Here is a 25,277-nt window from a genome sequence, read left to right on the forward strand (position 1 = left end):
GCTCGCACGCTTCAAGACAAGGCCACCTTCGGGTGGCCTTGTCGTTTTCTGACTGACCGTTTAGCGGTTATGCTGGCCCATCGCTAAGGAGACAGTAATGGCTTACGACTTCGATCTTTTTGTAATTGGTGCCGGTTCCGGCGGTGTCAGGGCGGCGCGTTTTGCCGCCGGTTTCGGTGCGCGAGTGGCCGTGGCCGAAAGTCGCTATCTGGGCGGCACATGCGTCAATGTGGGCTGCGTGCCCAAGAAGCTTCTGGTGTACGGTGCGCATTACTCCGAAGATTTCGAGCAGGCCAAAGGCTTTGGCTGGTCGCTGGGCGAGGCGCAATTCGACTGGGCCACGCTGATCGCCAACAAGGACCGCGAAATCAATCGCCTCAACGGCATCTACCGCAATCTGCTGGTCAACAGCGGCGTCACGCTGCTGGAAGGTCATGCCCGTATCACCGGGCCGCAGCGCGTTGAAATAAACGGCCAGAGCTACAGTGCCGAACGCATTCTGATTGCGACCGGTGGCTGGCCACAGGTGCCTGACGTGCCGGGGCGCGAGCATGCCATTACCTCCAATGAAGCCTTCTATCTCAAGGAACTGCCCAAGCGCGTGACCGTGGTCGGCGGTGGCTACATTGCTGTCGAGTTCGCTTCGATCTTCAACGGTCTGGGTGCCGACACCACGCTGCTCTATCGCGGCGATCTGTTCCTGCGCGGTTTCGATGGCGGCGTGCGTGCTCACCTGCATGAAGAGCTGGTGAAGCGAGACATGAATGTGCGTTTCAACAGCGATATCGAGGGTATCGAAAAGCAGGCCGATGGCAGCCTGTTGTTGTCCCTCAAGGATGGCAGCAGCCTGGAGACGGACTGTGTGTTCTACGCCACGGGTCGCCGCCCCATGCTCGACAATCTCGGGCTGGAAAGCGTCAACATCAAGCTGGACGAGCGCGGCTACATTGAAGTCGACGAGCATTATCAGAGCAGCGAGCCTTCGATCCTGGCCATTGGCGATGTAATCGGTGGCGTGCAACTGACGCCGGTTGCGCTGGCCGAAGGCATGGCCGTGGCCCGTCGCCTGTTCAAGCCTGAGCAATATCGCCCGGTGGATTACAACCATATTCCGACGGCGGTCTTCAGCCTGCCGAACATTGGTACTGTTGGCCTGACCGAAGAAGACGCCATCAAGGCCGGGCATCAGGTGCAGATTTTCGAGAGCCGTTTCCGCCCCATGAAACTGACCCTGACCGACGTTCAGGAGAAGACGTTCATGAAACTGGTGGTCGACGCCCAGACCGACCGCGTGCTGGGTTGCCACATGGTAGGGCCGGATGCTGGCGAGATCGTTCAGAGCCTGGCAATCGCCCTGAAGGCAGGCGCGACCAAGCAGATCTTCGACGATACCATCGGCGTACACCCGACCGCCGCGGAAGAGTTTGTGACGATGAGGACGCCGGTTTCGCGGGCGCTGTAACACCTCTTGCAGCTTGGAGCTTGTAGCTTGGCGCCCGCTACAAGCCGCAAGCTTCAAGCTGCAAGCTGCAAGCGATTTTGCGGCGCGCCTAATATTCGCATTTTTCATAATTAGCTTATAAGAAAATGTGCTTTTTAATGATTTTGTTATGCGCTTAGTCTTGTCTGACAGGTTTCAAGTCATTCAGGAGCAATACCATGAGCAACGTCAGCGCTTTGCCAGTCCAGCAAGGGACTCCAGGCCCGGAAAAGTCAGGCAGTGTCCGGGATCGGGTTTCGCCAGAGGAGTGGGAAGTGCGGGTCAAGCTGGCGGCGGCTTATCGTCTGGCAGCCCTCAAGCGCTGGACCGATCACATCTACACCCATTTCTCCGCACGGGTTCCAGGCCCGGACGAGCACTTTCTGATCAATGCATTCGGTCTGTTGTTCGATGAAATCACGGCCTCGAATCTGGTCAAGGTCGATCTCGATGGCACCATCGTCGACGATCCCACAGGACTCGGCATCAACTACGCCGGTTACGTGATTCACAGCGCAATCCATGGCGCACGCCCCGATCTTCAGGCGGTGCTGCATACCCATACCCGTGACGGCATTGCGGTGTCTGCACAGAAGGACGGCCTGTTGCTGATTTCCCAGCATTCGCTGGCTTTCTCGGGTCGAGTGGCTTATCACGGTTATGAAGGCATCGCCTTGAACCTGGACGAGCGTGAGCGGCTGGTGGGCGACCTGGGCGACAAGAGCGTGATGATCCTGCGCAACCACGGTTTGCTGACGGCCGGGGTGAGTGTCGAGCATGCCTTTCAGCAACTGCACTCCCTGGAATACGCCTGCAATATTCAGATCGCCGCCCAGGCCGCAGGCAATGCGGAACTGGTCTTCCCGCCCGCAGAAGTGATCGCCACCGTCGAGAGTCAGGCCAAGGCCATCAAGGATGGTAACGGGCCGGGTGTGGCCAGGCACTGGAATGCGCTTATCCGTCAGCTTGAGCGCACCGATACCGACTACAAGACCTGATGTCGTGTGCTGACTGCAAATCACGGGACATTGCCCCTCTTGGGTGATGCTCGTTTTCAATTGTTGGTGTAGTGTGCGCACCCAAAACAAGGGGCGCATGCATGCAAAACCTGCTGAACGAAATTCTTGATGAAGTCAGACCCTTGCTCGGCCAGGGCAAGGTCGCCAATTACATTCCTGCGCTGGGTGAAGTTCGCCCCGATCAATTGGGTATCGCGGTCTATAGCAACAGCGGCGAAGTGTTCCATGCCGGTGATGCTGCCACGCCGTTTTCGATCCAGAGTATCTCCAAGGTCTTCAGCCTGGTGCAGGCCATCGGACATTCCGGCGAGGACATCTGGAAGCGCCTGGGGCATGAGCCTTCCGGTCAGCCTTTCAACTCGCTGGTCCAGCTGGAGTTCGAGCGGGGCAGGCCGCGCAACCCGTTCATCAACGCCGGGGCGCTGGTGATCTGCGATATCAATCAGGCGCGCTTCGCTGCCCCCGCGCTGTCCATGCGTGACTTCGTGCGACGTCTGTGCGGCAACCCGACCATCATTTCCGATGCCAAGGTCGCGGAGTCCGAATACCAGCACCGTTCCCGCAATGCGGCTGCGGCCTACCTGATGAAGTCCTTCGACAACTTCAATGGCGACGTCGAAGACGTGCTGCGCAGTTATTTCCATCATTGCGCCCTGAGCATGAACTGCATCGATCTGGCGCGTGCCTTCGGTTTTCTGGCCAATCAGGGTTTCTGTACCCACAGCGGCGAGCAGATTCTGACGGCACGCCAGGCCACGCAACTGAACTCGATCATGGCCACCAGCGGTCTTTACGACGAAGCCGGCAACTTTGCCTATCGGGTCGGCCTGCCGGGCAAGAGTGGCGTGGGTGGTGGTATTGTTGCCGTGGTGCCGGGACGTTTTTCTGTTTGTGTCTGGTCCCCGGAATTGAACGCGGCGGGCAATTCGCTGGTCGGTATGGCAGCGCTGGAAAAGCTGAGTGCGAGGATTGAATGGTCTGTGTTCTAGACCTGTATCGAGAGAGGTAAGCAATTGAAGGGAGTGAAGTCTGGAACGCTCATGATGAGCCTTGCATTGGCGCTTGCCGGATGCAGCAGCCAGCGGGTTCAAGAGCCGGAATTGAGCCCTGATCAGGCGCGGGCGCAGATCGTGCGCCTGATGCCGCCCAAGACTCCGGATCGTCAGGAGTGGGCAGGCGATATCTATGCCGCGTTCGTGGCGCAGAGAATCGATCTGACCCCCGAGAACCTGTGTTCCGTGCTGGCGGTGACCGAGCAGGAATCCACTTATCAGGTTGATCCGACAGTGCCGGGAATGGCGAAGATCGCCCGTGCCGAGATCGATCGGCGTGCCTCGCGGCTGCATATTCCGGCGGCGCTGGTCAACGCAGCCCTGCGGATCCGTTCGCCCAGTGGCAAAACCTATGGCGCGCGGCTGGATGCGGCTCGTACCGAGAAGGAACTGAGCGCCATTTTCGATGACTTCATCGGCATGGTGCCCCTTGGGCAGACCCTGTTCGGCAATTTCAATCCGGTGCGCACGGGCGGGCCGATGCAGGTCAGCATTGCCTTCGCCGAAAAGCAGGCGGCCAATTATCCCTATGCGGTCGATGGTTCCATTCGCCGGGAAGTCTTCACCCGTCGCGGCGGCATGTACTTCGGTATCGCCCATCTGCTGGGTTACCCGGCCAGCTACACGCAGTCGATCTACCGTTTCGCGGATTTCAATGCCGGCTGGTACGCCAGCCGCAATGCCGCTTTCCAGAATGCGGTCAGCCGTGCCACGGGGATCGAGCTGGCGCTGGATGGCGACCTGATTCGCTATGATTCGACGTCTCCGGGCGCTACGGAGCTTGCGGTTCGCACGTTGGGTGATCGCCTGGACATGAGCAATTCGGCCATCTGGAATCAGCTCAAGCAGGGCGACACGTTCGAGTTCGAGGAAACCCGGCTTTATACCCGTGTCTTCGAGCTGGCCCAGAAGACTCAGGGCAAGCCGCTGCCCCGCGCCGTATTGCCCGGCATTGTCCTGAAAAGTCCGAAGATTACCCGCAAGCTGACAACGGCCTGGTTTGCCGAGCGCGTCGATGAGCGACGCGAACGCTGCATGCAGCGTTCTTCGGCAGGCGTTTGAAGCGTTCAGGGAAAGGCTTGCAGTTTCTCAATGGTCATGGCGTCCGGCTCACCCTCGAAGAAGGTGTCCAGCACCTCCTGGAACAAGGGATGTTCCGGTGCCGCGGCTGCAAACAGGGTCATGCTTGAATGCAGCTTGAGATCATCCGGGGAGCCGAAAATCTGTCGGGCCGAACGCTGCACCTGAGGTGCGATGGTTTTTGCACACAGCTCCAGACGCGGCCCCAGCAGCGGGTGCCGCAAATAGGCCCGGGCTTCATCGAGGCCGCTGATGGCATAGCGCTGCGCCATGGCGCTGTGTCCAAGGCCCCTGATCTGCGGAAATACAAACCACATCCAGTGACTGCGCTTTCTGCCGGCTTCGAGTTCGGCCAGTGCCTGCCGGAAAACCGGCTCCTGAGCGTCGACGAAGCGTTGCAGGTCGTAAGCATCGTGCATGATGTGCCTCTTTTTCACGTTGGGCCGGGGCCGTTTTGTGATATCAGGCCTGCTCTCAATCCATTCCTGTTTCAAGAGTTCCTGTACGCATGTCCCTTGTCCCTCGTTTGACTTCCTTCCTGCAACAGGCCGTCCGTGCCATGCAACTAGTCTGGACCACTTCACGAGCCTTGTCCCTCGGGCTGGTGCTGGCGACTCTGATTGCCGGTCTGCTGCCTGCACTGGCCGCCTGGCTGGGCCAGCGCATCGTCGACTCGGTGCTGGCTGCCATCGAACTCAATACGGCCACCGGCGATGCGCCGCTGTGGCCGGTCTTGCGTTATGTCTTGCTTGAGGCGGGCGTGCTGGCGCTGCTGGCCGCTGCTCAACGGGCGTTATCGGTTCAGCAGGCCTTGTTGCGGGTGCAGCTTGGGCAGAAGGTCAACACCCTGATTCTGGAGAAGGCCCAGACCCTTTCGTTGTTGCAGTTCGAGGATTCGGAGTTTTACGACAAGCTGGTGCGGGTCCGGCGCGAGGCGTCGGTGAGGCCGCTGGCGCTGGTTACCAAATCCCTCGGGTTGATGCAGAACCTGATTGCCCTGATGGGCTTCGCTGTGTTGCTGGTGCATTTCTCGCCCTGGGCTCTGTTGATTCTGGTGCTGGGCGCATTGCCGGTGTTCTTTGCCGAGGCGCATTTTTCGGGCAATGCCTTCCGGCTGTTTGCGCGCCGCGCCCCTGAAACCCGCAAGCAGAATTACATCGAAGCGCTGCTCTCCAATGAGGTTCACATCAAGGAGGTCAAGCTGTTCGGTTTTGCGCCGCTGCTGCTCAAGCGCTACCGGGATACCTTCGAGCGCCTGTATGCCGAAGACCGACAACTGACCATCCGCCGCGATGGCTGGGGTTTCCTGCTGGGATTACTGGGCACCGCAGCTTTTTACCTGACGTATGCCTGGGTGATTGTCGATGCCGTGCACGGGCGTATCACGCTTGGGCAAATGACCATGTATCTGGTGCTGTTCAAGCAGGGCCAGACTGCTGTGAGCAGCAGCCTGATGGCAATCAGCGGTCTGTACGAGGATGGGCTGTATCTGGCGGACCTCTACGAATACCTGGGGCAGCCGGTCCAGCCAGCTTCCGGCAGCCTGACCCAGGGCGTTTTGCCCGGCGATGGCCTGCGTTTCGAAGCGGTGAGCTTCAGCTATCCGGGTGCAAGTCAGGCGGCGCTGGAGAATATCGATCTGCACCTGGCGCCCGGTCGCAGCGTTGCGCTGGTGGGGGCCAATGGTTCGGGCAAGACTACGTTGATCAAGCTGCTGACTCGCCTTTATCGACCGGATCAGGGCCGCATCCTGCTCGATGGCAGCGATTTGCAGGAGTGGGACGAAGATGCCTTGCGTACCCGTATCGGGGTGATCTTTCAGGATTTCATCCGTTATCAGTTTCTGGTGGGCGAAAACCTTGGCGTGGGCGATATCACGGCCTTCGATGACGAGAGTCGCTGGAAGGAGGCGGCCTCTCAGGGAATGGCGGCCTCTTTCATTGCGCAGCTCGACAAGGGGTATGCCACCCAGTTGGGTCGCTGGTTCAAGGGCGGTCAGGAGCTGTCCGGAGGGCAATGGCAGAAGATCGCCTTGTCCCGCGCTTACATGCGGCGCGATGCCGACATTCTGATTCTCGATGAGCCGACCGCCGCACTGGATGCCGGAGCGGAAGCCGCGGTATTCGATCGTTTTCGCGAGTACGCCAAAGGGCGCATGACGCTGTTGATCTCCCATCGTTTTTCCAGCGTGCGCAACGCCGAGCATATCGTGGTGCTGGAGCAGGGGCGTGTGCTGGAACGTGGCGATCACGACAGTCTGATGGCGGCCGGTGGTCACTACGCAACGCTGTTCGATCTGCAGGCCGAAGGCTATCGCTAAGCGCTCTGCCATGCAGGTGTTGGCCGGCGGACACCAACAAAACACTTGCAGCGCCTGGGCTGAGGGCGTTTTATAGGGCCTCTTTGCCAGGCGCCGGAGCGCGCTCGTTTTTATCTGAACCAGACGGAGACATCGATGCAATTTCGTTCATTGGGCAAGACCGATATCTCGGTCAGCGCCATCGCGCTGGGCACCATGACCTGGGGCGAGCAAAACACCGAAGCCCAGGCTTTCGAGCAGATTCAGCTGGCCAAAAAGGCTGGCGTCAACTTCATCGACACCGCCGAGATGTACCCGGTGCCGCCACGCGGGGAAACCTACACCAAGACCGAAAGCATCATCGGCGAATACTTCAAGAAGTACGGTGATCGCAAGGATTGGGTGCTGGCCAGCAAGGTGGCCGGTCCTGGCCGCATGGAGCATATCCGCAATGGCAACCCGCGCCTGGATCGCGCCAATATCACCGCAGCGCTGGAGGGCAGCCTCAAGCGTCTGAACACCGATTATCTGGATCTGTACCAACTGCACTGGCCGGATCGCAAGACCAATTTCTTCGGCGTGCTGGGCTATCAGCATGACCCGGACGATTCGGCGGTGGAAATCGAAGAAACCCTGTCGGTGCTGAACGACCTGGTCAAGGCTGGCAAGATCCGTCATTTCGGTCTGTCCAACGAAACCCCGTGGGGCACCCAGCGGTTCCTGCATCTGGCCGAAACCCATGGTCTGCCGCGTGCCGTTTCCATCCAGAACCCGTACAACCTGCTTAATCGCAGCTTCGAAATCGGCCTGGCGGAAATCGCGATTCGCGAGCAGATCGGTCTGCTGGCCTATTCGCCACTGGCGTTTGGTGTGCTTGCAGGCAAATACCTCGACGGCGCGCGTCCGGCTGATGGTCGTCTGACGCTGTTCGAGCGTTTCCAGCGTTACAACAATCCGCAGGCCGTGGGTGCTACCGCGCAGTACGTGGCACTGGCTCGCCAGCATGGCCTGGACCCGGCACAAATGGCCCTGGCCTATGTCACCAGCCGCCCGTTCGTGACCAGCAACATCATCGGTGCGACCACGCTTGAGCAACTGGCCGTCAACCTGGCGAGCATCGATGTCTCGTTGTCCGATGAGGTTGTTGCCGGTATCGAAGCTATTCATGTCGGGCAACCCAACCCGGCACCGTAACATTCAGCCCCCTCCCGGCCTGTGGAAGTAATGCCGATCAGTTAAGGCAATAAATCACTTTGTGGGAGGCAGCTTGCTGGCGACTTCAGCGTATAGACGCAGAATATCTGCCGGTTTTCAGGCCTTTTTCGCCAGCAAGCTGCCTCCTACAAGTTTGTGTGCGCCTTAACAGATCAGCATTGACGATTCGCTTGTGCGCGTGAAAACGCATTTGTAGCTTCTTATGCATTAATGGTATTTAAAAACTTACAGTTAATGGCATTAAGCTATAAGGCATCGGACCACCGGAGAACCTAATTACGTATCGATGAACGCTACCGTCCGCCGCACGGATCGCTCGTTGTTACCCGGGCAGAGAGGCCCGGGTCAGGGATTTAAAAGGGGAGCGGTATGGGGAGCTTTAAACGACACGTGCTGGGGACGGCCATTTTGTCAGCCAATTTGCTGACTGCCGGAACCTGGAGCGCCGCAGCACTGGCCGAGGAGGCCAAGGAAGAAAGCAAGACGCTCGATGCCGTCATCGTGACCGGTACGCGGGCTCAGGAGCGTACTGCAAGCGCTTCGTTGTCACCCATCGATGTCATTTCCGGCGACAGCCTGCGCAATTCCGGTTCTGGAGAGCTGGGTGCGGTACTGGCTCGTCTTATTCCTTCGATCAACTTTCCACGTCCCAGTCTGGTGGATGGCGCCGAGCTGACGCGTCCTGCGCAATTGCGTGGCCTGTCGCCTGATCAGGTGCTGGTGCTGGTCAATGGCAAGCGTCGTCATACATCGGCCTTCGTCAACCTGGGTGGCGCGGTCGGGCGCGGTTCGGCGCCGGCCGATCTGAACGCTATTCCTTTGTCGGCCATCGATCACATCGAAGTGCTGCGTGACGGTGCCTCGGCACGTTATGGCTCGGATGCCATCGCCGGGGTTATCAACGTCATCCTCAAGGAAGGCGACCATGGCGGTTCGATTTCCACTCAGTACGGCCAGTACAAGAAGGGTGACGGGATCAAGCGCAATATCTCGGGTAACACGGGTTTCGCCCTGGGCAGCAATGGCTTCCTCAACCTTTCCGGTGAGGGCGCAAACAACGACTATACCGACCGTGCCGGCAATGACCTTCGCCCTGCAAGCGTCGGCTCTACCACCTACGGCCAGCATGTCTTCCGTCAGGGTGAGCCGGAAACCGAAGAGGGCAAGATCCAGTTCAATGGCGGCTACAGCTTCAGCGATGCTGCCGAGTTCTACAGCTTTGGTGGTTACAGCAAGCGTCGCGGAGAAACAGCGGCGTTCTACCGGGCCAGTAACGCCTCGAACAACATCCCTGCCATTTTCCCCAATGGTTACCTGCCGCTGATTCACGGCACTCTGGAGGACACTTCTCTGGTGGCGGGCCTGCGTGGCGAGCTTGCCAATAACTGGCATTACGACCTGTCCGCCAACTACGGCAAGAACTCCTACGAGTTGCGCACCAAGACCATCAACACCTCTCTGGGTCTGGCCACTCCTCGATCGTTCTACAACGGCACGCTGACCAATGACCAGAAGCAGCTCAGCCTGGATCTGTCCCGTGAGTTCAGTGCGGCTTGGTTGCCATATCCGGTGTCGGTGGCATTCGGTGCCGAGTATCTGCATCAGGGTTATCAGATCGAGGCGGGGCAGGCCGAGTCCTATTTCCAGACCGGCAGTTCCGGGCTTGGCGGTTTCCGTGCGGCGGATGCGGGCAGCTATTCGCGGCATAACTTTGCCCAGTACCTGGACCTGGAAACCAATATCACCGAGAAGCTTGGCGTTTCGGCGGCCGTACGTCGCGAGGACTACAGCGACTTCGGCTCCAATACCAGCGGTTCGGTTTCGGCGCGTTATGATTTCACGCCGCAGGTCGCATTGCGCGGCAGTATTTCGACAGGGTTCCGTGCGCCGTCGCTGGCTCAGCAGAACTTTACCTACACGTCGTCACAACTGATCGGTAACACCATTCAGGAGGCGGGAACATTCCCGGCCAGCAGCAATGTGGCGCAACTTCTGGGTGCCGAAGACCTCAAGGCCGAGAAGTCCCGCAACTACAGCCTGGGGTTGGTGCTCAAGCCGCTGGACAACCTGACCGTGACGGCGGACGTCTACCGTATCGACATCCGTGACCGTATCTCGCTGTCCTCAAACCTGGTCCTCAACAACGCTGCAACCAGCTATTTGCAGGCCAATGGCGTCACTGACATCAATTACACCAGCGTTCGCTACTTCACCAATGCCACCGACACCAGCACCGATGGTGTCGATCTGGTTGCCAACTACCGCTACCAATTCGATAACGGTGTGGATTGGAACAGCACCCTGGGCTACAACTACAACCACACCAAGGTCACCAGCGTAAAAGCCAACCCTTCGGTGCTGGACCAGTTGGGTGTCAACCTGGTGCGTGTAGACCGTCGCGAGCGAATCGGTCTGCTGGGGGATACCACGCCGGAGCACAAACTCACCCTGGCCAACGATTTCACGATCGGCAACTGGACGCTGCACTCCAACCTGGTGCGTTATGGCGAGTTCACCAGCTATCAGGCTGCTGAAGTCAACGACCAGACCTTCAAGGCGGCCTGGCTGCTGGATCTGGCAGTGGATTACAAGCTCAAGAACTGGGTCTTCACAGTGGGTGGCGACAATGTTACCGATGAATACCCCGAGAAGCTGAACGAGTTTGCGTCCAGTGGCGGCAACCTGGCTTACAGCACCTTTTCACCTTATGGGTATAGCGGCGCGTTTTACTACGCACGTGCCACCTACAACTGGTAACAGTTGAGTTGTAAAAAAAACGCTCCCGCTTATGGCGGGAGCGTTTTTTTGTAAGGGATTTACCCCTGCCGGACGACAGGGGAACGTGAAGGCTGTCAGCTACCTTGAAGCGGCTTGGCATCCTGGAAGAAGTAGTCTTTCCACGACTCCGGCTTGTTCTTGATCGCACCGACGCGATACAGGAATTCGGCCAGCGGATACGTGTTCTTCGGGGTGATGGTGAACTGGAATTCCGGTTTGTCGATGATCTGCAGCAGTTCTGCACGATCGATCTTTGCCTTGGTGACGCGGATGTAGGTATCGGCCGCAGCGCCGATGTCCTTGCGAACGAATGCTTCGGCTTCCGACAGGGCTTCAATGAAGGCCTTGTAGGTCTTCGGGTTTTCCTTGCGGAATTTCTCGGTGGCGAACAGTACGGTCGGCGAGTTGGGCCCCAGCAGGTCGTAGGTGTTGAGTACGACATGCACGCCGGGGTTTTTCAGTTCCTGTTCCTGGAAGGGCGGGTTCGAGAAGTGTCCGGTCAGTTCGGTGCCTCCGGCAATCAGGCTGGCAGCGGCGTCTGGATGCGGCAGGCTGACGGTGTATTTGTCCAGGCGGGCGTATTCCTTGTCACCCCATTGTTTGGCGGCTGCATATTGCAGGTAGCGCGACTGTACGGAAACGCTCACGGCCGGCACGGCAATGCGGTCCTTCTCCGTGAAGTCGGCGATGGTCTTGACTTTGGGATTGTTGCTGACCAGGTAATACGGGAAGTTACCTAGCGAAGCGACGGCCTTGACGTTCTGTTTGTCTTTGGTGCGGTCCCAGATGGTCAGCAGCGGGCCGACACCGGCACCTGCGATATCGATGGAGCCTGACAGCAAGGCATCGTTTACCGCCGAGCCACCGGAGAGCTGGGTCCAGTCGACCTTGATCTCCAGACCTTCTTCCTTGCCGTGCTTCTCGATCAGGTTCTGGTCGCGCACGACGTTGAGCAGCAGATAGACGATGCCGAACTGCTCGGCGATCCGTATTTCACCTTCGGCCTGCGCGGTGGCAGGCATTATCAATGCGCCGGACATCAGTGCTGCACCCAGGCCGATGGCGGTTGCCAGGCGAGACAGGCGTTTCGTGGGTTTGTGCATACAAGGCTCCAGCTTCCAGGGATTTATTCGGATGTGGAGTGAGCTTATATGCATAAAAAATGTTAATTAAATAACATTTAAGAATAATTATATGATGAATAAATAGTGGCTATTTATAATCGTTGCGCATGTGGTCCGGTGTTTTTCATTGACCTGGCGACGGCTTGCCCGAAGCCTTCTTCGGCTTTGGTTTTTCGCCGGGCTCGCGCAGATGTTCCAGCGCCGCTTCCTTCTTTATCAGCAGCAATTCCAGCATGCGGTTCTGTTGGCGAGTGTCCGTGAGGCTTTGCTTGAGTTCGGTGTTCTCGTCCTGACTGGTGCGCAGCCGTTCTTCGAGCAGGGCGCATTGGGTGTGTGAGTGTCGGTACTGCTCGCTGGTGCTGGCAACTTGTTGGGTGGCCTGGCTCAACAGGTCCTTCTGGTCGTTCAGTGCCCTGGTCACGTTGCGGCTTTCTGTCAGCAGCCTTTCGTTGTCCCGGTTCAACAGGGTGATTTCTTCCTGACGCATTGCCAGGCTCTGCTGGGCCTGGCGCAGCTCCATCTGGACCTGTTGGAGCTGGCCTTCGTGGCGTTGTTGCTCGCGGGTGCGCTGCTCCATGATCGAGTTGCGATAGTGCTCCAGCGCTTCCCGGGCGTGCCGGTGTTTTTCTTCCAGTGACTGAATCTGCGCGTCCTTGTCTTGCAGGCGCGCTTCCAGATCGCTGTTGGCCTGTTGCAGCCTGGCATTTTCCGTCTGCTCGCCTTGCAGCGCTTGTTGGGTGTGGAGCAGGGCGGCGCTCTGTTGTTCGAAGGCTTCGGTCTGGCGTGTCAGTCGCTCTTGCAGCTCATCGATGCGCTGCTGCGCTGTGGCGAGGTCCTGCTGCATGGCGTTGCGATGAGCGTCGTGCTCGTCGCGGGCCAGATCGATACGTTCCTGGGCCTGTTCCTGCAGGCGCTGGGCAAGCCTGCTTACCAGATCCGTCAGTTCATCGTTGATGGCGGGCGGCGCGGTGTCGGTCTCATCCAGCTCCCTGAGATAGCGGTGGATGGTGGTTTTCGAGCCGGTATTGCCCATTTCAACCCGTACAGCATCGATGCTGGGGTTTTCCCCGCGAGAGAGCAGGGCAAGCCGTGCCTTGTTCACCAGCGCTTTGTTTACACCGCCGCGAGCCATGCTGTCTCCTACGATTTCGTACTGTGGTATGTATCCTGTAATTACATACTATATGAGATTGAAAATCAGCGTTGAATTTGTAATCAATTAACCCGTGATATTGGCGTATTATCCCTTGTCATACGCTTTTCTGGCCGGAAAAGGCAGCATGCGCAGTACACAAGGGGGTAAAGCCATGAATGACGTTGATCGCTACATCGAGGCGGCGACCCGGGACAACACCCGGCGCAGCTATCGAGCGGCCATCGAGCATTTCGAGGTGACCTGGGGCGGGTTTCTGCCGGCCACCAGTGAGAGCGTGGCCCGTTATCTGGCGGCCTATGCCGCGACCCTGTCGGTCAATACCCTGAAGCTGCGCATGTCGGCACTGGCGCAATGGCATAACAGCCAGGGTTTTGCCGACCCGACCAAGTCCGCGATGGTGCGCAAGGTGCTCAAGGGCATACGCGCCTTGCATCCCGTTCAGGAGAAGCAGGCCGAGCCTTTGCAGTTGCAGGATCTGGAGCGTGTGGTTGCCTGGCTTGAAGCACAGGCGAATGAGGCGCTGGCCCGGCACGATCAGGCGCAGTTGCTGCGCTGTCGTCGCGATGCGGCGCTGATCCTGCTGGGATTCTGGCGAGGGTTTCGCAGTGACGAGCTGTGCCGCCTGCAAGTCGAAGACATCAAGGCGATCCCCGAATCCGGGATCAGTCTCTATCTGCCGCGCAGCAAGGGTGACCGGGATAATATCGGCAAGACTTACCAGACCCCGGCCCTGCAGCGCCTGTGCCCGGTGCAGGCTTACATCGAGTGGGTCAATTGCTCGGCGCTGGCACGTGGCCCGGTGTTTCGCTCCATCGATCGCTGGGGCAATCTGGGCGAGGAGGGCCTGCATGTCAGCAGTGTCATTCCCTTGTTGCGTCAGGCCTTCGAGCGTGCCGGCATCAGCGCCGATCAATACACCAGTCACTCGTTGCGCCGCGGGTTTGCCACCTGGGCGCATCGCAACGGATGGGACCTCAAGTCGCTCATGGCTTACGTGGGGTGGCGGGACATGAAGTCTGCGATGCGTTACATTGAGCCGGTTTCGTTCAGCAGTCCTTCCGGGGACCTGAGCGACGTGAAGGTTTCTTCTATTAATAAGCTTCGCCGATAGGCAAAACTAATAAGCAACATCAGGTTTGCCAATGAGCCTTTGTCATCAATCGTGCGTAAGCTTCACTCCATCGAATTCACAACCCATCAGGAGATTCACCGATGCCTATTATCAACAGCCAAGTAAAACCGTTCAAAGCAACCGCATTCAAGAACGGTGCTTTCGTCGACGTTTCGGAAGCTGACTTCAAAGGTAAATGGTCTGTCGTATTCTTCTACCCAGCCGACTTCACCTTTGTCTGCCCAACCGAGCTGGAAGACCTGGCTGACAACTACGCCGAGTTCCAGAAGCTGGGCGTCGAAATCTACAGCGTTTCCACCGACACCCACTTTGCCCACGCTGCATGGCACAACACTTCGCCAGCAATCGGCAAAATCCAGTACACCATGATCGGCGACCCGACTCTGCAGATCTCCCGCAACTTCGACGTGCTGATCGAAGAAGCCGGTCTGGCTGACCGCGGTACTTTCGTGGTCAACCCTGAAGGCCAGATCAAAATCGTTGAACTGAACGATGGCGGCGTTGGCCGTGACGCTTCCGAGCTGCTGCGCAAGATCAAGGCTGCTCAGTACGTTGCTGCTCACCCGGGCGAAGTCTGCCCAGCCAAGTGGAAAGAAGGCGAGGCTACTCTGGCTCCGTCTCTGGACCTGGTCGGCAAGATCTGAGTCGTATGAAACGGCTAGGGGCTTTGAGCTCTTGAGCAAGTAAACCGCATCGCCCCAAAAAACGCCCGGGCGGTCATCGCCTGGGCGTTGTTTTTTCTACCTTCGTAAAATAGGAAGTCGCCACATGTTGGACGCCAATCTTAAAGCCCAGTTGAAATCCTACCTGGAGCGGGTTACTCGCCCCATCGAGATCGTTGCGTCCCTTGATGACGGCGCCAAATCCCAGGAAATGCTGGCTCTGCTGAACGATGTACTCAGTGTTTCCAAAGACATCACCCTGCAGGACAACGGCACCGATGCACGCAAGCCATCGTTCTCGTTGAACAGCCCTGGCCAGAATATCAGCCTGACTTTTGCCGGTATTCCCATGGGGCACGAATTCACCTCGCTGGTCCTGGCGTTGCTGCAAACAGGCGGCTACCCACCCAAGGTCAGCGCGGAAACCATCGAACAGGTTCGCGCCCTGCAAGGCGAGTTCCATTTCGAAACCTATTTCTCGCAGTCTTGCCAGAACTGTCCGGACGTCGTTCAGGCCCTGAACCTGATGGCGGTCCTCAATCCGAACATCAAGCACGTCGCCATCGACGGTGCGCTGTTCCAGGATGAAGTGACTGACCGCAAGATCATGTCGGTACCGAGCATCTACCTCAATGGCGAACTGTTCGGCCAGGGCCGCATGGGCCTGGAAGAAATCCTCGCCAAGATCGACACCGGCGCCAGCGCTCGTCAGGCTGAAAAACTCAATGCCAAGGACGCCTTCGACGTTCTGGTCGTCGGCGGTGGTCCAGCCGGTTCGGCCGCTGCGGTCTACGCAGCCCGTAAAGGCATTCGTACCGGTGTTGCGGCAGAGCGCTTCGGCGGTCAGGTGCTGGACACCATGGCGATCGAGAACTTCATCTCGGTACAGCACACCGAAGGCCCTAAACTGGCCGTTGCGCTTGAAGAGCACGTCAAGCAATACGACGTCGACATCATGAACCTGCAGCGCGCCGACAAGCTGATTCCCGGCAAAGAGGGCGAGCTGCATGAAGTGAAGTTCGCCAGCGGTGCGAGCCTCAAGGCCAGGACCGTGATTCTGGCCACCGGTGCCCGCTGGAGGGAGATGAATGTCCCTGGCGAGCAGCAATACCGCAACAAGGGTGTTGCCTACTGCCCGCACTGCGATGGCCCGCTGTTCAAAGGCAAGCGCGTTGCAGTGATCGGTGGTGGTAACTCGGGCGTTGAGGCAGCCATTGACCTGGCGGGTATCGTGTCCCACGTGACCCTGCTGGAATTCGATGTGCAATTGCGTGCCGACGCAGTCCTGCAGCGCAAGCTGCACAGCCTGCCGAACGTCACCGTGATCACCAGCGCCCAGACCACTGAAGTGACTGGCGACGAGCAGAAGGTCAATGGCCTGCGCTACAAGAACCGTGTGAATGGCGAAGAAGTGACTGTCGAGCTGGAAGGTATCTTCGTACAGATCGGCCTGCTGCCTAACAGCGAATGGCTCAAGGGCGCCATCGAGTTGTCACCACGTGGCGAGATCATCGTCGATGCACGCGGCGAGACTTCGGTTCCAGGTATCTTCGGTGCCGGTGACGTGACGATTGCTCCTTACAAGCAGATCATCATCGCCCTGGGCGAAGGTGCCAAGGCTTCCCTGAGCGCCTTCGATCACCTGATCCGCACATCTGCTCCGGCCTGATTGGCGGTCGGATACAAAAAAGCCCCATGAGTGATCATGGGGCTTTTTATTGTGCTTGCGGGTCAATGCCAAGGCATACCTGTCACTTGTGGGAGGGGCCTTGGCCGCGACGACTTACTTACAGGCAACCCATTTTCAGCGTCTGTGAGCTTGCTGTCGCGGCCAAGGCCCCTCCCACGGATAGGGTGCAGCCAAATGGTTGTAGGTTACAGCGGCGTCGGCTGGATGATTTCCACCCAGTAGCCATCCGGGTCCTTGATGAAGGCCAGGTTGTTCATGCGGCCATCGGCCAGGCGTTTCTGGAAGTCCACACCGAGCTTTTCAAAACGTTCGCAGGCTGCATGCACATCCGGTACGGAGATGCAGATATGTCCGAAGCCACGCGGGTCGCTGTTGCCGTTGTGGTAGCTGAAAGCCGGATCTTTTTCAGTGCCGTGGTTGTGGGTCAGTTCCAGGATGCCGGGGATGGATTTCATCCACTCGTGGCGAGCCTTGTCGTCGGCAGGGATCTGGGACTTGTCCACCAGTGCCAGGAAGTACAGGCTGAACTCGGCTTCCGGGAAGTCGCGCTTTTCTACCAGGCTGAAACCCAGTACACGGGTGTAGAAGTCCAGCGAGGCGGTGACGTCCTTGACGCGCAGCATGGTGTGGTTGAACACGAAGCGCTGGGTGGCCGCTTCGGGTTCAGCGGTCACGCCAGGGAAGGTATTGAGTTCTTGCAGGCTCATGGGGATCTCCAACAGAGTGTTCAAAAATTGCCAAATGATACGGGGCAGGGCGGCCAGTGCCAAACCTTGCGCTGATCAAAAAGTGCTTCGGCCCTTGCTCGTGGCGGGCGACAGGCTCAGAATTTCCAGTTTCCTGTACTGAGTAGCTCCGATCATGACGTTCTTGCCATGCAGATCCTTGTTCATCAGCCTGTGCCTGGCTGCAGCAGGTGCACATGCCGCCGATGCAATGATCATCTGGCCGGCGGGCTGGGAGGTGGAATCGCTGCCGGCAGCGGACCCCGCCACTCAACCGTCCGTGCAAGTCAGACAACGCGCAGTCAAAAACGATCAGGCCGGTAATCCGAGCATGGTGATGGAGCTGACCCAGTCACGTCTGGTGCCTGGCCATGAGGTCAATGTTCAGGCTGTTTTGCTGGAGATGCGCAAGTCGATTCAGGTCAATTTCGCTCGTAGCGGCATGCAGAGTGTGTGCACCCATGTGCGCGAAGGGCAGCTTAGTGTGATTCCGTCGCTGGAAACCACCTGCACGGTGACCCAGAACGGCGTGCATGTGATGACCCAGACCCTGGTGGCAGCAGCGAACAAGGAGATGGCATGGTCGTTGTCCTATGCCGGATCGGTTGATGGTTATGCGGCTAACAAGGATGAGGTTTTGCGTATCAGGGAAGGGCTGAAGCTCGACTCTGCGCCTTGATGCTTTCCTGCAGGCAAAAAGAAGCCCGCCGAGGCGGGCATGGGGCGCTATTCCTTTAGCGGCCTTCATCTTGTAAGAAGACGTGTGAAAAAAATGTGAAGTCCTGACTTGATGCTTATTGCCTCGAGGGCAGGGTGCAAATCATTTGAACCGGTCTTTTGCACAATCCTGTCGGACACTATTCGCGACTCGTCAAAAAGTTAGCGTTTTTGCGTGGTCACTGCTGAAAAGGGGCATGACTCTTCGGTGAAACGCAGGTGTAGTGGTGCGAGCAAAATGATGCACTTCATATTGAGTTACACATCGTAATGAAGCTGTCGGAATGCTGAACGAGGGTGTGGATTTCTCAAGTTGCAAGAGTGACTGCTATGTTGGGTTGCGGAGATTTTATTGGCGTCATTATTTTAACGTGAGCAGGGTCTGCGGTATGTCATCAGGTGTTATATGCAAATCGTGCCGAAGTAGGCGCCTTGTATATGAATTACTCATGCTTCCCTATTCATATATATGAGTGGTGCCTGTGCAATAAAAAGCCCTGCAGATGCAGGGCTTGCCTTGACGACAAAGTACGATCAGGCGCGCAGCCAGGAATCGACAGTCTCGACGCCGTATTGCTCTTTCCAGGCTTTGAGGCCGCGGTGGTTACCGCCTTTGGTTTCAATCAGCTCGCCTGTGTGCGGGTTCTGATAGACCTTTACAACCCGCGCGCGACGGCGTTTCGGGCCGGGGGCCGGGGCAACCAGGGACGTGGAACTGACAGGGTCGAGGATGGCAATGATGTCGCGCAGGCTTTTGCCGTAGCTGCCCATCAGGTCCTGAAGCTTCTGCTCGAATTCAATCTCTTTTTTCAGTCCGGCATCATTCTTCAGGGATTCCAGCTGTGCAAGCTGTTCTTGAAGGGCTTTCTCTGCTGCGCGGAACTCGGCAAGTCTGGACAAATAAAATACTCCAACGGTGTAGTGGCTGTTGATAGCCCGATAAAGCGATATGACAAAAACGTTAGGCCGACTCGCTCATTTGGTTTCCTACCCGGCCCCGCATTTTGAATGATGAAACTAAAGGTTCCGTCAGGCGTGCGGGAGTAGTGGGTAGTTATAATCAGTTGCCCGTAAATAATGCACGTTTTTTACGAGTTAGAAAATAGTAATCTTGAAAATGATTAAATGAAACTGCGTTCATCAGTTGGCGGTTTCTATCACTGCTTGTGATATCGGACGAAGCACGTTGTAAGTTATTTCCGATATTAGGGTTGGCGTGAAGAAGTGTGAAATATGTCGGAACAGGTTAAAAAAAGACGCGAAATGCTTACTTTCAGGCAGGTAAAAAGCCTGCCTGCCAAGCGTCTAGAGCCCCTGCTGAAGGGCTGGATCATCGGGATTCTGCTGCTCCAGCTCAGCCAGCAATACCTGTACGTTCTGCAATTGGCCGTTTTCTTTCCAGTACTGGATCAGTAAAACCCGGGCCCGTCGGTTGGCAGGCTGATTCTGGAGTATCTGGGCCAATTGTTTTTGCGCGGCTTCCAGTTGATCCAGATCATGCAGCGCTACTGCCAGGTCATAGCGGTAATCATTGTTCCCCGGTTCAAGTTCTACCGCTTTGGCCAGGCTGAGCAGTGCGTACTCGCTCTGTCCATGGTGCAGCAGCCACATGCCTAACGCGTGTTGCAGCACGGAGGAGTCCGGGTTGCGTTCCAGTAACTTCGCGAAAAGGCTGCGGGCCTGATCCGCCTGGCCCTTCTTGTCCAGCAGTTCGATATGCGCCAGGGCGGCTTCGATGTTATCCGGGTCCAGGGCAATGGCGTTCTTCAGGGCTGAAAGCGCAGGCTCCAGATCTCCGGTCTGCAGATAGAGCTTTGCCAGTTGTAACTGGTTCTGCGCTGTCTGTGGCTGGGTTTTCAGGGCTTCCTGCCAGGTTTCGGCGCTTTGTTGCAGAACAGCGAAATACAGGCCCAGATCATCCGCAGAGAGCCCCAGCAATGCGCGGGTGGCGCTGAATCTCACGGATTGTTCGGCATCTTCCAGCAGGGGGCCCAGCAACAGGCTGCGCTTGTTGTCGGGTATCAGATCCACACTGGCTTCGATAGCTGCCTGACGCACCTGGGGTGATGAGTCCTTGAGGCTGGCATTGAGTAACTTGAGTGCCTGAGGGCTCGGATAATTGCCCAGTTCGGCCAGCAGGGCCATGCGATGGGTGGGTGAAAGGTCCGTACGCGCCAGTTGCTGATAAAGCATGCGCGCTGCGCCGGGCTTGCCGTCATGGGCCTGTTGCATTGCCTGAGCGTAGGTGTGATTCAGTTTTGCGGCGGGTTGGGCAGGTGGACTGCGCCATGACCACACGACCAATGACAGCGCCACCAGCATGGCTGATGCAACTGCGATACCGACCAGCCTGCGGCGTCGGGTGCCAGGGTGGGGCGATGAGCCCTGTAAAGGCATTTTGGGCATACCGTGTTCCAGTTCCAGACGGCATGAAGCTTCGGGCAGTGACTGGCTGCTGTCAAACCTCAATCGTGTATAGCCTGTAAATACGGGACGGAAAAAAGCCCCGCGCTCAGAGAACGCAGGGCTTTCAGGGCTTGTCAGGCGATCAGGCCTGGGGTTGCCACCCGCCGCCCAATGCCTTGTAGATGGCCACGATTCCGCGATAGGTCTCGATTTCTGCCTGGGCCTGGGAGTCTTCGGCTGCCAGGCGCTCCCGCTCGGCATCCAGCAGAACCAGGAAGTCTGCCGTACCTTCGCGGTACTGGATGGACGCCAGCCTCGCTGCGGCACGACTCGATTCACTCTGGCGAATCAGGGCCAGCAGGCGTTGCTGGCGTTTGTCGTAGTCGCTGAAAGCGTTTTCCGATTCTTCGAGGGCCAGCAGTACTTGCTGTTCATAGTTGGCCAGCGCGCCTTCGGCATCGGCATCGGCGCTGCGGATCCGGGCACGGACGCTGCCCAGATCGAAAGCGGCCCATGTGATGTTCGGGCCCAGCGCCCAGGCTCGGGCAGCCGAGGAGCCTATCTGCGAGCCACGTCCGGCCGTAAAGCCCAGGAAGCCGCTGAGGCTGACCCGTGGGAACAGATCGGCGGTCGCCACCCCGATACGGGCGGTGGAGGCGGCCAGTTGCCGTTCGGCTGCACGGATGTCAGGACGTTGGCGCAAGACCTGCGCCGGATCGCCAATCGGCAAAGCCTTGGCAATGGCGGGCAGTTTTGCCGGACTCAGGTCCACGCTGAGACTTTCGGGGCGTTCGCCCAGCAAAGTCGCGATGCGGTTGCGCTGACGCACCTGCTCGGCCTGCAATTGCGGCACGCTGGCTTCGACAGCGGCGAGGCGGGCGTCGGCGCGTACCACGTCCAGTTCGTTGCCGACACCGGCATCGCGCAACTGGGTGGTCACGCCTCGGGAGTCCTGCTGGTTTTTCAGGTTGTCCCGGGCAATGGCCTCACGCAACTGAGCGCCACGCAACTGGCCATAGGCATCGACCACTTCGGCAATCAGCGTCACCTGAAGCTGATACAGGTCGGCTTCGGCGGCTTCCTGATCGGCTTCGCTGGCTTCCAGTTGCCGTTGAATGCGTCCGAACAGATCCAGCTCCCAGGCCATGTCCAGACCCAGGTCATAGCGTTCCGTGTTGACCCGGCGCTCGGTGGTGCCTGGTTGCTGGCCTTTGCCCAGATCGCTGCTGGCACGGCTGGTGATCACGGGCATGGCGTCGTTGCTGACGTCATCGCGAATCGCCCGTGCCGATTTCAGGCGGGCAAAGGCGACGCGCAGGTCACGGTTGCCTTCCAGGGAGCGGCTGACCAGCGTGTTGAGGGTCGGGTCGTCGAACTGCTGCCACCACAGGGTATCCACCTTGCTGCGGTCGTGGTTGCCCAGTGATGCCGAAGCGAGTTTTGCCGGGGCCGTTTCGGGGGCCTTGTAGTCCGGGCCGACGGCACAAGCCGCCAGCGCCAGAACCAGCAGGCTCGGAGCGAAAAGTTTAAGCGCGCTCATCAATGCATCTCCGCAGGCAAGGTGTTCAGTTTCTGTGCCCTGGCTGCCTTGCGGGCTTCCTGGCGCTCGACATAGTTACGGATCAGCACATAGAACACCGGCGTCAGCAGCAGACCGAAGAAGGTCACCCCGAGCATGCCGGAGAACACCGCCACGCCCATGGCATGACGCATCTCGGCACCGGCACCGCTGGACAACACCAGTGGCACGACACCCATGATGAAGGCGAACGAGGTCATCAGGATCGGGCGCAGACGCAGGCGGCAGGCTTCCAGTACCGCATCCAGCGGGCTCATGCCTTCTTCCTGTTTATCCTTGGCGAACTCGACGATCAGAATCGCGTTCTTGCATGCCAGGCCCACCAGTACGATGAGTCCGATCTGGGTAAAGATGTTGTTGTCGCTACCGGCAATGATGACCCCGGCGATGGCCGACAGCAGCGTCATCGGTACGATCAGGATCACGGCCAGTGGCAGGCTCCAGCTTTCGTATTGGGCCGCCAGTACCAGGAAGGCCAGCAGTACGCAGAGCGGGAAGACAAAGAGCGCAGTATTACCCGAAAGAATTTGCTGGTACGTCAGGTCTGTCCACTCGTAGACCATGCCGTTGGGCAGTTCTTCCTTGAGCAGTTTCTCGATGGCAGCCTGGGCTTGACCGGAGCTGTAGCCCGGCGCAGCAGCACCATTGATCTCGGCGGTGATGAAACCGTTGTAGTGCATCACACGGTCGGGGCCGGCGGTGTCGCTGATCTTGACGAAAGTCGCCAGCGGGATCATTTCACCCAGATTGTTGCGCACCTTGAGTTGCCCGATCTGGTCAGACTCCTGACGGAACTGCTGCTCGGCCTGGACGTTGACCTGGTAGGTACGACCGAAGCGGTTGAAGTCGTTGGCATACAGCGAACCCAGGTAAACCTGCAGGGTGTCGAATATGTCGCTGATTGCAACGCCGTGTGTCTTGGCTTTTTCACGGTCGATGGCAGCATCGACCTGCGGCACGTTCACGGTGTAACTGGTGAACAGGCCTGCCAGTTCCGGCACGCTGCGGCTCTTGGCGATGACGTTCTGGGTTTCCTTGTACAGCTCGTCATAACCCAGGTTGCCACGGTCTTCGACCTGCAGACGGAAGCCGCCGATGGTGCCCAGCCCCTGTACCGGCGGTGGCGGGAAGATCGCCATGTAAGCATCCTGAATGGAGGCGAACTTGCCGTTCAGTGCGCCAGCGATGGCATTGGCCGACTGACTCGGATCCTTGCGCTGGTCGAAGTCCTTGAGGGCAACGAATACCACGCCATTGTTGGGGCTGTTGGTGAAACCGTTGATCGACAAGCCCGGGAAGGCGATGGCGTTTTCCACGCCTGGCTGTTGCAACGCCAGATCGGACATACGCTTGATGACATCTTCGGTGCGATCCAGGCTGGCGGCGTCCGGCAACTGAGCGAAGGCGACCAGATACTGCTTGTCCTGGCTCGGTACGAAACCGGTCGGCGTGCTGGAGAAGCCCATCCAGGTCATGACCATCAGACCGGCGTAAACCACCAGTGCGATACCGCTGCTGCGGATGACGCGGGCGACGGTGCCGACATAGCCATGGCTGGCTTTCTCGAAGAAGCGGTTGAACGGACGGAACAGCCAGCCACCGAGTATCCGGTCCAGGAACAGTGAGAACCTGTCTTTTGGCGCACCATGAGCCTTGAGCAGGACAGCTGCCAGAGCGGGCGACAGGGTCAGGGAGTTGAATGCCGAGATCACCGTCGAGATGGCAATGGTCAGGGCGAACTGTTTATAGAACTGACCTGTCAGCCCGGAAATGAACGCCGCCGGTACGAAGACCGCACACAGCACCAGCGCCGTGGCGATGATCGGCCCGGTCACTTCGCCCATGGCCTTGTGGGTCGCCTCCATGGGCGACAGTCCCAGCTCGATATTTCGCTCGACGTTTTCCACCACGACGATGGCATCGTCCACCACGATCCCGATGGCCAGTACCAACCCGAACAGCGACAGGGCGTTCAGGGAGAAACCGAACATGTGCATGACCGCGAATGTACCGATCAGCGAAACCGGTACGGCCACCAGCGGGATGATAGAGGCGCGCCAGGTCTGCAGGAACAGGATCACCACCAGAACGACCAGGATGAGCGCTTCGAACAGGGTATGGATGACCGCTTCGATGGAGCCGCGCACGAAAATGGTCGGGTCATAGACGATGCTGTAGTCCATGCCTTCGGGGAAGCCTTTTTTCAGCTCGGCCATTTTGCTGCGCACGTCATTCGAGATATCGATGGCGTTGGAGCCTGGGCGCTGAAAGATCGGCAGGGCGACCGCGGGCTTGTTGTTGAGCAGCGAGCGCAATGCGTACTGGTTGGAGCCCAGCTCTACACGGGCGACATCCTTGAGGCGAGTGATTTCACCATCGGCGCCAGCGCGAATGACGACGTTTTCGAACTCTTCTTCACTGACCAGACGGCCCTGAGTGTTGATCGACATCTGGAAGCTGGTGGCGCTCGGGGAGGGCGGTGCACCCAGTTGGCCGGCCGCAACCTGGCGGTTCTGCTCACGAATGGCATTGACCACATCGGTGGCGGTCAGATTGCGTGAAGCAGTCTTGTTCGGGTCCAGCCAGACACGCAGCGAGTAGTCGCCCATGCCGAACAGTTGCACATCACCGACACCGCCCAGTCGTGCCAGCTCATCCTTGATGTTGAGCACAGCATAGTTGGACAGATACAGCATGTCGTAGCGGTTGTCCGGTGAGGTCAAGTGCACAACCATGGTCAGGTCGGGAGACGCCTTGTCCACGGTGATACCGATGCGCGTCACTTCCTCGGGAAGCTTGGGTTCGGTACGGGTCACGCGGTTCTGTACCTGCACCTGAGCGTTGTCCAGGTCAGTGCCCAGTGCAAAGGTGATGGTCAGGGTCAGCTTGCCGTCGGCCGTGGACTGCGAGGACATGTACAGCATGTTCTCGACGCCGGTGATGGCCTGTTCCAGTGGTGAGGCAACGGTTTCACCGATGACCTTGGGGTTGGCGCCGGGGAAGCTGGCACGTACCACGACTGTGGGCGGAACCACTTCTGGGTATTCGCTGATCGGCAACTGGAACAGCGAGATGGCACCGGCGATCAGGATCAGCAGTGACAGCACTGCCGCGAAGATCGGCCGCGTGATAAAGAATTTGGAGAAGTTCATCGGACGAGTCC

Annotated in this window: 19 protein-coding genes; 11 read left to right on the top strand and 8 right to left on the bottom strand. The window is 58.4% G+C overall.

Annotated features, from left to right (window positions below):
* Nucleotides 1–97 precede the first annotated feature (97 nt).
* The 4 genes from gorA to KQP88_RS11025 all read left to right on the top strand — a co-directional run bounded on the left by gorA (nt 98) and on the right by KQP88_RS11025 (nt 4,613).
* The gene (gene gorA, locus KQP88_RS11010) at nt 98–1,462 is read left to right on the top strand and encodes a glutathione-disulfide reductase (RefSeq protein WP_216705680.1); all 1,365 of its coding nucleotides are present in this window, start codon (nt 98–100) and stop codon (nt 1,460–1,462) included.
* Nucleotides 1,463–1,659: 197 nt separating this feature from the next.
* Nucleotides 1,660–2,478 (top strand): class II aldolase/adducin family protein, encoded by an 819-nt coding sequence (locus KQP88_RS11015; RefSeq protein ID WP_216705681.1) that lies wholly within the window; start codon nt 1,660–1,662, stop codon nt 2,476–2,478.
* A 101-nt stretch (nt 2,479–2,579) separates the two neighbouring features.
* Nucleotides 2,580–3,488 carry a glutaminase B gene (glsB, locus tag KQP88_RS11020; RefSeq protein WP_025259919.1) on the top strand — a complete coding sequence of 303 codons (909 nt, stop codon included), beginning with the start codon at nt 2,580–2,582 and terminating at the stop codon, nt 3,486–3,488.
* A gap of 51 nt (nt 3,489–3,539) precedes the next feature.
* A complete protein-coding gene (locus tag KQP88_RS11025) occupies nt 3,540–4,613 on the top strand; it encodes a DUF1615 domain-containing protein (RefSeq protein WP_216705682.1) in 1,074 nt (357 codons plus the stop codon).
* 5 nt (nt 4,614–4,618) lie between these two features.
* On the opposite strand, the gene KQP88_RS11030 is transcribed toward KQP88_RS11025, so the two are convergent.
* The gene (locus KQP88_RS11030) at nt 4,619–5,050 is read right to left on the bottom strand and encodes a DUF1810 domain-containing protein (RefSeq protein WP_200994879.1); all 432 of its coding nucleotides are present in this window, start codon (nt 5,048–5,050) and stop codon (nt 4,619–4,621) included.
* 89 nt (nt 5,051–5,139) lie between these two features.
* Between KQP88_RS11030 and KQP88_RS11035 the strand changes: the two genes are divergently transcribed.
* The 3 genes from KQP88_RS11035 (at nt 5,140) to KQP88_RS11045 (ending at nt 10,902) form a co-directional block, all read left to right on the top strand.
* Nucleotides 5,140–6,951 carry an ABC transporter ATP-binding protein gene (locus KQP88_RS11035; protein ID WP_216705683.1) on the top strand — a complete coding sequence of 604 codons (1,812 nt, stop codon included), beginning with the start codon at nt 5,140–5,142 and terminating at the stop codon, nt 6,949–6,951.
* Nucleotides 6,952–7,086: 135 nt separating this feature from the next.
* Nucleotides 7,087–8,124, top strand: coding sequence for an NADP(H)-dependent aldo-keto reductase (locus tag KQP88_RS11040; protein ID WP_200994881.1), 1,038 nt, complete (start codon nt 7,087–7,089; stop codon nt 8,122–8,124).
* A 390-nt stretch (nt 8,125–8,514) separates the two neighbouring features.
* Nucleotides 8,515–10,902, top strand: coding sequence for a TonB-dependent receptor plug domain-containing protein (locus KQP88_RS11045; protein WP_200994882.1), 2,388 nt, complete (start codon nt 8,515–8,517; stop codon nt 10,900–10,902).
* Between the two features lie 95 nt (nt 10,903–10,997).
* Here KQP88_RS11045 and KQP88_RS11050 read toward each other — a convergent pair whose 3' ends face one another.
* Both KQP88_RS11050 and KQP88_RS11055 read right to left on the bottom strand, forming a co-directional pair.
* Complete coding sequence (locus tag KQP88_RS11050; RefSeq protein WP_200994883.1) at nt 10,998–12,026, bottom strand: ABC transporter substrate-binding protein; 1,029 nt, start codon at nt 12,024–12,026, stop codon at nt 10,998–11,000.
* Nucleotides 12,027–12,171: 145 nt separating this feature from the next.
* Nucleotides 12,172–13,179, bottom strand: a complete 1,008-nt coding sequence (locus KQP88_RS11055) for a DNA-binding protein (protein WP_216705684.1) — start codon at nt 13,177–13,179, stop codon at nt 12,172–12,174.
* A gap of 175 nt (nt 13,180–13,354) precedes the next feature.
* Between KQP88_RS11055 and KQP88_RS11060 the strand changes: the two genes are divergently transcribed.
* From KQP88_RS11060 to ahpF, 3 genes are all read left to right on the top strand, one after another.
* Nucleotides 13,355–14,314, top strand: coding sequence for a site-specific integrase (locus KQP88_RS11060; RefSeq protein WP_216705685.1), 960 nt, complete (start codon nt 13,355–13,357; stop codon nt 14,312–14,314).
* A gap of 101 nt (nt 14,315–14,415) precedes the next feature.
* Nucleotides 14,416–14,979 (top strand): alkyl hydroperoxide reductase subunit C, encoded by a 564-nt coding sequence (gene ahpC, locus KQP88_RS11065; protein WP_025259928.1) that lies wholly within the window; start codon nt 14,416–14,418, stop codon nt 14,977–14,979.
* A 124-nt stretch (nt 14,980–15,103) separates the two neighbouring features.
* Entirely contained in the window at nt 15,104–16,666 is a 1,563-nt protein-coding gene (gene ahpF, locus KQP88_RS11070; RefSeq protein WP_216705686.1) for an alkyl hydroperoxide reductase subunit F, read from the top strand.
* 206 nt (nt 16,667–16,872) lie between these two features.
* Here the strand turns inward: ahpF and gloA are convergent, their stop codons facing one another.
* Nucleotides 16,873–17,394: a lactoylglutathione lyase gene (gene gloA, locus KQP88_RS11075; RefSeq protein ID WP_216705687.1), complete on the bottom strand. Its 522-nt coding sequence runs from the start codon at nt 17,392–17,394 to the stop codon at nt 16,873–16,875.
* A 154-nt stretch (nt 17,395–17,548) separates the two neighbouring features.
* Between gloA and KQP88_RS11080 the strand changes: the two genes are divergently transcribed.
* On the top strand, nt 17,549–18,091 hold the full coding sequence (locus KQP88_RS11080; RefSeq protein ID WP_198728910.1) for a DUF4946 domain-containing protein: 543 nt from the start codon (nt 17,549–17,551) through the stop codon (nt 18,089–18,091).
* A 572-nt stretch (nt 18,092–18,663) separates the two neighbouring features.
* Here the strand turns inward: KQP88_RS11080 and KQP88_RS11085 are convergent.
* The 4 genes from KQP88_RS11085 to KQP88_RS11100 form a co-directional block, all read right to left on the bottom strand.
* Complete coding sequence (locus tag KQP88_RS11085) at nt 18,664–19,029, bottom strand: histone-like nucleoid-structuring protein, MvaT/MvaU family (protein WP_025259931.1); 366 nt, start codon at nt 19,027–19,029, stop codon at nt 18,664–18,666.
* Between the two features lie 405 nt (nt 19,030–19,434).
* The gene (locus KQP88_RS11090; RefSeq protein WP_216705688.1) at nt 19,435–20,535 is read right to left on the bottom strand and encodes a tetratricopeptide repeat protein; all 1,101 of its coding nucleotides are present in this window, start codon (nt 20,533–20,535) and stop codon (nt 19,435–19,437) included.
* A gap of 142 nt (nt 20,536–20,677) precedes the next feature.
* Nucleotides 20,678–22,075, bottom strand: coding sequence for an efflux transporter outer membrane subunit (locus KQP88_RS11095; RefSeq protein WP_200994889.1), 1,398 nt, complete (start codon nt 22,073–22,075; stop codon nt 20,678–20,680).
* Nucleotides 22,075–25,266: an efflux RND transporter permease subunit gene (locus KQP88_RS11100; protein ID WP_216705689.1), complete on the bottom strand. Its 3,192-nt coding sequence runs from the start codon at nt 25,264–25,266 to the stop codon at nt 22,075–22,077. The genes KQP88_RS11095 and KQP88_RS11100 overlap by 1 nt, the downstream gene beginning before the upstream one ends.
* Nucleotides 25,267–25,277 lie beyond the last annotated feature (11 nt).

Origin of the sequence: Pseudomonas lijiangensis, from assembly GCF_018968705.1 — a bacterium.
In the GTDB taxonomy this organism is placed as follows: Bacteria; Pseudomonadota; Gammaproteobacteria; order Pseudomonadales; family Pseudomonadaceae; genus Aquipseudomonas; species Aquipseudomonas lijiangensis.

Excerpts from the sequence above, each read along its gene's own strand:
- ahpF (WP_216705686.1), top strand. The coding sequence starts at position 15,104 with ATGTTGGACGCCAATCTTAAAGCCCAGTTGAAATCCTACCTGGAGCGG.
- KQP88_RS11050 (WP_200994883.1), bottom strand. The coding sequence starts at position 12,026 with ATGCACAAACCCACGAAACGCCTGTCTCGCCTGGCAACCGCCATCGGC.
- KQP88_RS11060 (WP_216705685.1), top strand. The coding sequence starts at position 13,355 with ATGAATGACGTTGATCGCTACATCGAGGCGGCGACCCGGGACAACACC.
- KQP88_RS11040 (WP_200994881.1), top strand. The coding sequence starts at position 7,087 with ATGCAATTTCGTTCATTGGGCAAGACCGATATCTCGGTCAGCGCCATC.
- KQP88_RS11095 (WP_200994889.1), bottom strand. The coding sequence starts at position 22,075 with ATGAGCGCGCTTAAACTTTTCGCTCCGAGCCTGCTGGTTCTGGCGCTG.
- KQP88_RS11100 (WP_216705689.1), bottom strand. The coding sequence starts at position 25,266 with ATGAACTTCTCCAAATTCTTTATCACGCGGCCGATCTTCGCGGCAGTG.
- KQP88_RS11045 (WP_200994882.1), top strand. The coding sequence starts at position 8,515 with ATGGGGAGCTTTAAACGACACGTGCTGGGGACGGCCATTTTGTCAGCC.
- KQP88_RS11025 (WP_216705682.1), top strand. The coding sequence starts at position 3,540 with ATGATGAGCCTTGCATTGGCGCTTGCCGGATGCAGCAGCCAGCGGGTT.
- KQP88_RS11080 (WP_198728910.1), top strand. The coding sequence starts at position 17,549 with ATGACGTTCTTGCCATGCAGATCCTTGTTCATCAGCCTGTGCCTGGCT.
- KQP88_RS11015 (WP_216705681.1), top strand. The coding sequence starts at position 1,660 with ATGAGCAACGTCAGCGCTTTGCCAGTCCAGCAAGGGACTCCAGGCCCG.
- gorA (WP_216705680.1), top strand. The coding sequence starts at position 98 with ATGGCTTACGACTTCGATCTTTTTGTAATTGGTGCCGGTTCCGGCGGT.
- gloA (WP_216705687.1), bottom strand. The coding sequence starts at position 17,394 with ATGAGCCTGCAAGAACTCAATACCTTCCCTGGCGTGACCGCTGAACCC.
- KQP88_RS11055 (WP_216705684.1), bottom strand. The coding sequence starts at position 13,179 with ATGGCTCGCGGCGGTGTAAACAAAGCGCTGGTGAACAAGGCACGGCTT.
- glsB (WP_025259919.1), top strand. The coding sequence starts at position 2,580 with ATGCAAAACCTGCTGAACGAAATTCTTGATGAAGTCAGACCCTTGCTC.
- KQP88_RS11030 (WP_200994879.1), bottom strand. The coding sequence starts at position 5,050 with ATGCACGATGCTTACGACCTGCAACGCTTCGTCGACGCTCAGGAGCCG.
- ahpC (WP_025259928.1), top strand. The coding sequence starts at position 14,416 with ATGCCTATTATCAACAGCCAAGTAAAACCGTTCAAAGCAACCGCATTC.
- KQP88_RS11035 (WP_216705683.1), top strand. The coding sequence starts at position 5,140 with ATGTCCCTTGTCCCTCGTTTGACTTCCTTCCTGCAACAGGCCGTCCGT.
- KQP88_RS11090 (WP_216705688.1), bottom strand. The coding sequence starts at position 20,535 with ATGCCCAAAATGCCTTTACAGGGCTCATCGCCCCACCCTGGCACCCGA.